The sequence below is a fragment of the Intestinimonas sp. genome (assembly GCF_026169115.1).
Classification (GTDB): Bacteria; Bacillota; Clostridia; order Oscillospirales; family Oscillospiraceae; genus Intestinimonas.
Genome location: NZ_JAPFEA010000047.1, coordinates 1 through 9,136, shown reverse-complemented (window position 1 = coordinate 9,136; position 9,136 = coordinate 1). Strand labels below are relative to the sequence as shown.

Sequence of the window (9,136 nt, the reverse complement as noted above, 5' to 3'; positions counted from 1 at the left end):
TGGTAAGGTGTTTGTAGTGACTCATAGGATGCTGCCCCTTTCTTGGCTGTCCACAAACACCATTTTAGGGCATCACCGACTATGAGTCACTCCTTTTTTACCTATCTCCATGTGTTGCACTTGAATTGTAAATCTTGAAATGTATATTTTGAACCAAGGGGATTTCGTATAAAGTTCACTGTAAACATCAGGTGCTTTAAATCGTGGTTATAAAGATCTCCATTTCTAATATTGCTATTGTAACTTAATGCAAGGAAAAGCAGTGAAAATTCACACTTATTAAAGTCTTTTTGGTTATAGGAATCTACAATTTCTTTAGTTAATTCAGTCATTACAAAAACTCCTATTCAATAAATACATCTGTAAAGAAACTCTAACTTCTCATTGTTACTATGTTGTTATAAGTAATTAGACTTTTGAAACACAAATATTTTTATATTATTTTCAATTATTGTATCACTTCTGCTACATCAAAACAATAAAAGAGATGATTTCCATTACCACAGTTCATAGCTAATAAAAAAGAGCGCCGCCACTGGACCACTTTAATCCGATGACGGCGCTCCCATATTGTCGAAAGGTGAAAATCTAGCGTTTTTCCTATGTAGAAACGCCTTGTCGCCCCACATAGAAAATCATACTACCGCTACACAGAAAAGCCGCCACAGGCTGTTTCTTCGCCCATTTTGAACCCTAATTCCTGCACTTTTTGGAACGGCGGGAAAGATAGTGCGGACAGGTCAACACCACCGCCCGAAAACTCTGCTTGCATGGGTGAACACAGCCTTTGCAGAGCTTGTTGTATTGGCGCCTGACGTTCTCGCCCAAGAAGAACGTCCATTCCAGACGCCATTTCTTGCTCCGGCTCATAGGTCATGCTCCGGGGGCTTCTTCTGCGGGGCGGGCTTGTCTGGGGCTTTCTGTTCTGCGCACTCCCGTTTTGCATCCTCCAGTCGCTCCCGGATGGAGGGCTTTTTCTCCGGCGTGGTCCTGCGCGTCTCGGCCTGGGCCTTATCCAGTTCTTCCCCACGGCGGCCATTGTTGATGATCCCGTCGATCGTGCCGTAGTCATCCTCCAGGGTCATTTCCGCCGTGCGCAGCGGGTTTTCCGGCTCCACGGGAACGGACACAATCTGCCTATTGATGCTGGCGAACAGCTCCGGTCGCTTGAATTGCTCGGTGTATTTCTGGATCATGTCCGGAGGCAGGGACGCAAAACTCTCCGGCCCCAGGCCCACCACCAGGAAGGTGCTAGCCACAATGTCGTAAATCTCCCCATGCTCGTCCCAGAGGGAACGGTTCAGGTCCAGACCGATGAGCTTGCTTTCATCGTCCAGCACCAGCCTCACCGGATCGTCAAAGGGATAGGAGGCGGCAATATCGCCGCCCACCTCTGCTTGCAGCGCATGGAGGCCGGGGTCGATTTCCTTCACATATGGATACATGAAATCGTCTGATAACAAAAAGCAATGGGTGAAGAATGAAGAAGCCGCCTAGGTAGTTTATGAAATTGGTCTCTATATCATGGATGGTTTGGGACCCGCGCAGATCGCAGGAAAACTGACGGAAAGAAAAATCCTTATGCACCAGTGTAACCGAGGTTTGGCAAAACGGCAGAAAACATTGGCCGATGCCTAAAAGCGGATCGCAGAGCTGGACGCTATTTTCAAGCGGCTCTATGAGGATACTATTTCGGTAAAACTTTCTGACGAGCGTTTCCAAAAGCTCTCTGCTGACTACGAGAGAGAATAGTATCAACTTTCAAGAGTTAGCGGTTGCCCTCCATAGTGAAATCGAAGCAGAGGAACAAGAAAGTGCCAATGTGGAAAGGTTTCTCTCCTCTGTAAAACGGTATACGGAAATTCCAGAATTGATCCCATATATCTTGCATGAGTTTGTCAAGAAGCTCGTTGTCCATGCTACAGCGATCCAAAGGGCAAGAACCACACCCAGGAAATTGACATCTGCTATAAGGGCATTGGAGCTCTGGAAGCATCCAAAGTAACTTCATCAGGCAAGAATGAGAAAAACGGCATAGCTGGAGCTATACCGTTCTCTCTTGCCCCACGATGTTTTCTTATCGGGAGGCACTTTCTGCCCTGTTTTTATATTGTGTGTCCAGTTATTTCCCGGTAACGTAGACCGTCTTACTCCTGGTATCGCGGCCGTCGCTATTCTCCGCAAAGACGGTCACAACCACCTTGTAATCAACTCCGGCCTCGCCATCACAAAGAATAGTATTCATCTGGGAATAACTGTTGTATCTGCTCATACCAGGGTCATCCTCATCCCAAGATTCGGCCAGTGTCCATCTGGAGCCGGATTTTTCATAAACGTAGATGCTTTCACACCCTATTTTGTCCATGACCCCACTTCCGGAAACTGAAAACCTCACACTCAAGGTATTGGATGCAGGTGTCACGGTTATGCCATGCATCGAGATTTGGTCGCTTGCCCGATATTCAAGGGCGGAGGCCGGAATCGACAGCATAAATAAGCAAATAACTGCACTGACCAGAGAAATTAGACGCTTCATTTTCATGATAATCTACTCCTCATATATAGATTGAATTAAAGATTTCATATCAACGGTAGATGTGTTAGAAGTGATGCTGTACTCCACATTCCCAATCATCCATGCAACAGTTTCGTTCTCGTTATTTTTGAAAATATAATGGGTGATTTCGTTGCAAACAAATGGTTCAACATCTTCGTCGTTCTTTTCATATATTTCAAAAGGTGCATTGTCATGTAAGATAACATTGAAGCCAATACAATCCAAGGCTGAAGTATATGCGACGCTGAAGCTGACACAATCGGTAATAGGGTCAACATCGATAAGTGGCTCTTGTGGTGCAAATTCTTCAGGAATTTTAGGATAATACAGGGGCAATCCGCGCTCTGCAAATTCCATTTGCAACTCTTGATATTCCTCTGGAACACCGGATGCAGAGTTTTCCGTGCCTTCTTCCGCCTTCTGGGGGTGGTAGACCGAGTCTTCTTCGTTTTCGTCTGGAAGCGATCCAAAGCTAAACGCGCTCTCGCTCCAACGGGCTATTGCCCCAAACACGTCAATCCCGTAAGCCTGGACCACCATCATGGTGCCCAACAGGCAGGCGGTCATCAACGCCGCCGCCAGACTTGTGCGGATTCTACTACGCAACCGTGCTGGATAGCGCTTCGGCGGCTTTTGATTTGCTACATTCTCCGGCAGAGAACGAATTCTCTGCTGGAAGGCGGAATAGGACCTTTTTGCGTCTGGATAGTCAGGCATCGGGGCCTTGCGATCCAGCGCATCAAGATATGCGTCAATCACAGCGGGATCGTAGCTGTCCTCCGCCATGGCGGACAGCGCATCTTCCATTGCCTGCTCAAGTTCAGAAGGAGACATAGAATTGAGACGTTCCGGAGATATGTCAAAGCAAGCAGATTGGCAATTGGATTGATTTGGTTGACTGGTATGATGGCTCAAAGGAGAATCCATAGCTGCCCCCTTTCCTCCCCTTCTACTTGTTATATGTCGCAAGCAGTGGGATTTGTTGCAGCACAGTTAAAAATTTTTTAATCCGGTCCGTATGTAACCTACGACTGCTCCAAAAGCTCTCTGCATCGTGTCACTGCACGGAATACCCGGCTCCGACAGCCGGAGGCTGAAATTCCAAGCCGATCCGCAATTTCGTCGTAGCCCATATTTTGTTCAAAGCGCCAACGCAGGATCTTTTGATCCTGCTCTGACAACTGCTTTGGCAAGATGTCTACCAGAGAATCGGGCCAAATTCCTCCGCTTATACCCAGAAGGGAATCTAACGATACGTGGGAATGGTTGTTCAAGCGCCGCTGTTCGTTGCGAGCCAAATTTTGAAGTGCACGCATCAGCCATCCTTCCGGTGATGGGTGCAGCGCCAGCCTGTCCTTTTGGAACAAGGCCAGAAGAAAGGTATCTTGCACCAGATCCTCGGCCGTTTCTACAGTTCCAACCATGCGGTATGCTACACGAAGCATTGTGTCGTGCAACGACTCATACAACTCTTGAAACGAGCGATTGGATTGGTTCAAAGCAGATTCACCTCGGGTCTCTCTATTCTTCAAGATCAAATTTGGACAGCATGGAACAGAATTGAACCATGAGTTCAATCTTTTTCGTATCCATATCCATCATGATGTCCAACAGACGTTGCTGTAGGATAGACTGCTTGGCTCCGGTGAGCGTGGTGCCTAAAAGCGTATTGCAGTCTGTTTGCAGAGCATTGGCGATGGCAATCAAAGTTGGTAAGCTGACCTGAGTATGAGCGTTTTCTATATGGCTGATATGCTGGTCGGAAACCTGGATCAGCTCGGCAAGTTCCTTTTGCTTTAATCCCTTTGACAGCCGCTGTTGGCGGACGTTCCGGCCAATTTCCTGATAGTCTAACTCCATATTATTGTGTTCATCCCTGAATTTGAAAGAAAAGGGCAGAACTATCCTTGACAGATATGGTATCGTAGTTTATTGTATTTGATAATGGATTATGCGGGCGGAACTGCCTTTATAAATACAGTTTATAAAAAAATTCAAAATCCGTGCAACAAAATCGCCCGGATCAGACATATATCGATTAAAGGGATAAAAAGGGAAAACGTGTCGAAAGAGAACGAACCCCTGCAAAGCCATGATAAATCTGTGTTTTGGGCCTATTGTACCGCCGACCACTTCCGTGTATGACCTCCAGATGTTATAGCAAGATTTCCCGATGCCTCCACATACACTTCGATTTCGTTTCTGCGATTAGCGGAGCTAGCTGTTTGAAAAAGTTATATTGTAAAATCATGTCGCAAAGTGTCCTAGGAAAATTGAACACCCTTTTCGAAGGAGGAGTAGCGTAGCCCATGAGAAGAGTGATCCATTTTTTCGGCACAGTGGTAGTTATACTTTCTTTTGTACTGTGTCAAATCGTATCTGCCGCAGAGCCGCTATATGATGAGAATGATTATCCCACCATACAAAAGGCCGTTGTTTTCGCTGTCGATGCCAGCAACAGCATGAACAGCAACGACCGGAACCGGCTTGCGATTGACAGCATCGCACAGCTCATTTACAGTCTGCCATCCAATTATTCGGTCGGCGTTGTGGCCTATAACACAGATGTGGCTGTCGCGCAGGGGATGGCAGACAGCAAAGGCAGAGACGCCATTATGAAGGCGGCGGATTCTGTTCGCTACACAGGCTATACCAATGCCGGCACGGGACTGGCAAGGGCGATGGAGCTGCTGGGAAGCGTGGATGCCTCTGAGAAAACGGTCGTGATGCTCTCAGACGGAGAGATCATCATGCAGAACGACGCGGCTACCGCGGCCTCCTCCGCGCAGTTTGCATCTGCCGTAGCGCAGGCGAAGAGCACCGGCGTTAAGATCCATGTGATTGGTCTCGGCGCTGATATGGAGGATCGGGCGAATACGATTTTCTCCGCATCCGCAGAAACCGGCGGCGCCAACTACCATGCGCCGAAAGCAGAGGATATTCAGCGGGCGGTGGATGCCATCCTCTTAGAGCAGCTGAATGTCAAGAAGACGACGGCGGCTGTTGTGGATGCTGATGGCGGAACGGAGGAACTGGATCTTACGATTCCAAGCGTGAACACTACCACTGCCAGGATATTATTCATCAGCGACCGTCCGATCCAGAACCTAAAAGCCGATTTTAACGCTGGTGATGTGCGGCAGATTTCCGGTACCCACTATACGCTGCTGGAACTGGACCACCCGACGGCGGAACAAGTCCATGTCAGCTTTCAGGGGGCGGCAGGCAGCCAGATCAAGGTGGACGTGGTCACAGAATATTTTGTGACCATGACAGCTGATGTGACCTATGAAGATGTGGAGCCATCCGAGGAAGGGGCTGCTCAATATGAGCGCACCGCCTTGATTGCCGTATCCTTCTACGATGCAGGGAACCCGGCGCGGCAGGTGCTTATGGATTCGTCGTTTGACGGCCGATCCCTCTCCGGTACCATCGGCGGACAGTCGTGGACGGGAGCCGTGCGTTCTGGCACAGTAATGCTTCCGCCGCAGAGCGGGGTATCTGAAGACCGTAAGGAAGATGTGTCTCTTTCTTTTGACGCCCTGAACACGAATATCATTGTGGCCCAGCCGTTGTCTGTCTCTTTGGAGGGAGCCCCGGAGCTGCCGCCCCCGCCGGACTACCGCCCCATTATGATTGCGGTTTTTGTCGGCGGCCTGCTTGTGATCCTGCTGCTGGTTTATCTCGCTGTTGGGCACCGCCGAAAAAAGCCCCGGTCGATTCCAGATCCGCCGCCGCCCGCGCCGAGTAAATACAGCTATACCGGACGGCTGAACATCTATATTACCCGCACAAAGTCCGGGCGCGATGTTCCGCCGCTTACCTATGATTTGTTCCGTATCCCGGGTGGGAAGGTTTTATCGCTTCAGGAGATCTTGGACGGCTGTAATGTAGAGGAGCATCTGGAGGGGGCGGATCGGATCTATTTGAAGGCCGGCGCTAACCGCTGCTTGGTACTCTCCAATGATTCGGATTGCACCATCATCCAGTCGCGCGAGATCTTGATGAAGGGAAGGAGCTATCTGATGGGCCTGGATTCCAAGGTAGACATCACCTTTGAAGACGAACTCAGCGAGATGGCTCTGCAATATCGCCAAGTGCGCCCTAACGAGTTGAGGAGTTATGCATATGTCTAAGTCCTTTTCTCAATTCTCGATTGGTCATAAAAATTTGTCGTAAGGAGTGGATCAGAGTGACAATTATCAACCAGACAAACCGCACCCTGCTGCTGGAGGAGATCAACCCAGAAAAACTGGATCTCCTGACCTTGATCGGCGATGTGAAAGGCATCGACAGCCTGAGCGATGACAAGATCAAGGAAATTAACCAGCACCTGGAGTGCCGGAGCTATGAGGAGTTTCAGGAGAAATTCGCGCCGTGCATCTACTCCTTTTTCGATGCCAACAGCCAGTCTGTCCGGTACACCCTGAAGAAGCCGGAGAATATCCCGGACAATATGCTTACAGAGATCCCGCTGAACCAGAGCAACGACTTCCTCAAAATGCTGTTCACGCTGATGGAGAGTAAGAAGTCCCAGGGCGTGCTTAATGTGGACTTTGGGTTTGAAAACCTGCTGGACATGATCTCTCCCAAAAAAGTCATGGACGACATCCGCCAGGTGCGTAAAGAGATCCGGTACAATTACTCCAAATACGCGGCTCTGGAGGACGGCGATCCGGCCAAACTGGATGTGGGTGATAAGCTCAACGAACTCTTTGAAGAGGCCAGCAACAACTACAACAATGTGATGGCGATGCTGCCTCTGGCAATCGAGGACATCAAGACCCGGCTCCTGCTGGGCGCCGGGGATCAGAAGGGCAACGGTAACCAGATCGCACTAGGTATGCTGACCATGGGCGAAAAGGGCGAGCTGAAGGTGCTGGAGGCTCCCAAGCAGGAGACTACGGCTTTGGCGACGGTGGACGACAACATCAACACCGGTTTGGTTGCCGCACTGGAGGAGGACTATCAGGCCATCAACGAGACCCCTTCCGACTATGTGCAGTCCCTGGTGGTACGTACCTTCTGTCCTCTGCCTTCTACCACTCAGACCAAGATCGATGTGCCTACTGAGGTTGCCAACTATAACTCCTACCTCCAGTTCTATAAGGATGCCAAGGATGACTTTATCAAGGTGGTCAAGCCCCTGGTGGAGAAGCTGCTGGGTGTAAAGATGTTCTTTGACCAGTACAAGTGTAAGACCAAGGGAATGGTGCCTGCCCTGGTGGTGGCGAACCTCAAGCCAGAGATGCTGGCCAAGAGCAGCAGCCTGCCCACCCTGCACGCTTACCTCAACACGGTCAACAGTAAAAATAACTTCAAGGATACCATCTGGTATGCCATCTTCCCCAATCTGTCCGTCAGTCTCCAGGCGGGCGCCAAGCTGCGCCGGGAGCGGTTTGCGGGCAATGTTCACAAGGTCAATGAGGATGTGAACAGCCTGGAGACTCTGTCTACCCTGCTGGATGTAATGAAGGACTATCGGGTAGAAACCTTCTTCTCCTTTGAAACCCGGGAGGAGACTACCTTCAATGCTGTGGCCGCAGAGGGCATCCAAAAGTTTATTGACCGCTGTGAGCCGCTGGTCGGCAAAGCATACAGTGAGTTTGCTATCCCGTGTCTGCCCAACTTCACCGTCATTCCCAAGAACAAGTCGGGCGTCACCCTGGACAAGCTCATGACGATCTCCGAGGACAGCACCACCGCCCAGCTCTCCGAGGCGAAGGAGGACATCATGCGGCTGTGGATCGAGGGGGTCTACATCAACGCTGCGTATATTGCCGCCGGCTTCCGGGCGGCCTGTCAGTGTCCGGAGTTCCTGAAAGACCACTACCGCCGACTGAAGGTGGATTCGGAGCTGCCCGGCGTCCGGTACGATGTGGAGGCCGGAAACCACGCGCTCTGCACCCGGACTACAATGCCCAAAGAGATCACCGGCTTCACCAATTCCATCAAGGATCAGATCAACCGGAAGAATTTCGGCTGGATCTTCGCATCGGAGAACGCGACTTTGGATGGTACGGCTGTCACGCAGATCACGGTCTACAAGGCCCGTAATCTGCTCTACGATCCTGACAAATCTACCTATGAGCCGGCCTACAAGACGCAGGTGACCTCTTATATTGAGCGTATCCTGCGCCACGCCACGGGTGATTTCAAGCAGGATAATATTGTCCAGTTCTTCTCTAATAATCCCAAGAGCCAGAAGAGCCAGTGGCTTGCCAAGAAGGACTGCGTTAATGCTGTGCTAGAAGAGGGCGACAACCTTGACTATTCCATTGACGAGGCCACGGGAATCTGCGACCTTACCATCTTCTTTGACGGTGATGCCCGCAACCTGGAGGTCATGATCAGTCGCGTTTCTTCTAAATAAAAAATGGAGGTAAAAGTATATGGGCTTCAGACTGGAAATCGACGGGGCTGGTCCCGTCAAGCTGACCGAGCGTGCGATCACCAGAGTGGAATTTGGCAGTGAGATCCCTCAGGACTCCAATGCCAGAGCCACCGACAACGGAGCCGCCCTCAAGATTTGGGGCAAGCTGCTGTTTGCTCTGGGCGGCCAGGAGCAGGACTCTACGC

At 50.2% G+C, this 9,136-nt stretch carries 9 protein-coding genes and 1 pseudogene; 4 read left to right on the top strand and 6 right to left on the bottom strand.

The features are described 5' to 3' along the window. Nucleotides 1-646 precede the first annotated feature (646 nt). Both Q0Y09_RS04210 and Q0Y09_RS04205 read right to left on the bottom strand, forming a co-directional pair. Nucleotides 647-877 carry a hypothetical protein gene (locus tag Q0Y09_RS04210; RefSeq protein ID WP_297718082.1) on the bottom strand — a complete coding sequence of 77 codons (231 nt, stop codon included), beginning with the start codon at nt 875-877 and terminating at the stop codon, nt 647-649. Next, nucleotides 867-1,433, bottom strand: a complete 567-nt coding sequence (locus Q0Y09_RS04205) for a DUF3846 domain-containing protein (RefSeq protein WP_297718080.1) — start codon at nt 1,431-1,433, stop codon at nt 867-869. Before Q0Y09_RS04205 ends, Q0Y09_RS04210 begins: the two co-directional genes overlap by 11 nt. Nucleotides 1,434-1,705: 272 nt before the next feature. Here Q0Y09_RS04205 and Q0Y09_RS13235 point away from each other — a divergent pair, with 272 nt between their 5' ends. Further along, a complete protein-coding gene (locus Q0Y09_RS13235) occupies nt 1,706-2,005 on the top strand; it encodes a DUF4368 domain-containing protein (protein WP_367184344.1) in 300 nt (99 codons plus the stop codon). 117 nt (nt 2,006-2,122) lie between these two features. On the opposite strand, the gene Q0Y09_RS04200 is transcribed toward Q0Y09_RS13235, so the two are convergent. The 4 genes from Q0Y09_RS04200 to Q0Y09_RS04185 form a co-directional block, all read right to left on the bottom strand. Next, entirely contained in the window at nt 2,123-2,542 is a 420-nt protein-coding gene (locus Q0Y09_RS04200; protein ID WP_297718077.1) for a hypothetical protein, read from the bottom strand. A 6-nt stretch (nt 2,543-2,548) separates the two neighbouring features. After that, entirely contained in the window at nt 2,549-3,484 is a 936-nt protein-coding gene (locus Q0Y09_RS04195; RefSeq protein WP_297718074.1) for a DUF4367 domain-containing protein, read from the bottom strand. Between the two features lie 98 nt (nt 3,485-3,582). Beyond that, nucleotides 3,583-4,056, bottom strand: coding sequence for a sigma factor-like helix-turn-helix DNA-binding protein (locus Q0Y09_RS04190; protein ID WP_297718071.1), 474 nt, complete (start codon nt 4,054-4,056; stop codon nt 3,583-3,585). Between the two features lie 22 nt (nt 4,057-4,078). Then, nucleotides 4,079-4,417 (bottom strand): helix-turn-helix transcriptional regulator, encoded by a 339-nt coding sequence (locus tag Q0Y09_RS04185; RefSeq protein WP_297718068.1) that lies wholly within the window; start codon nt 4,415-4,417, stop codon nt 4,079-4,081. Between the two features lie 449 nt (nt 4,418-4,866). Between Q0Y09_RS04185 and Q0Y09_RS04180 the strand changes: the two genes are divergently transcribed. The 3 genes and pseudogenes from Q0Y09_RS04180 to Q0Y09_RS04170 form a co-directional block, all read left to right on the top strand. Continuing rightward, nucleotides 4,867-6,693 carry a VWA domain-containing protein gene (locus Q0Y09_RS04180; protein ID WP_297718065.1) on the top strand — a complete coding sequence of 609 codons (1,827 nt, stop codon included), beginning with the start codon at nt 4,867-4,869 and terminating at the stop codon, nt 6,691-6,693. Nucleotides 6,694-6,749: 56 nt separating this feature from the next. After that, the gene (locus Q0Y09_RS04175; RefSeq protein ID WP_297718062.1) at nt 6,750-8,930 is read left to right on the top strand and encodes a transcriptional regulator; all 2,181 of its coding nucleotides are present in this window, start codon (nt 6,750-6,752) and stop codon (nt 8,928-8,930) included. Between the two features lie 19 nt (nt 8,931-8,949). Further along, nucleotides 8,950-9,136 (top strand): annotated as a pseudogene (locus Q0Y09_RS04170) (membrane-associated protease 1); the annotation flags it as partial.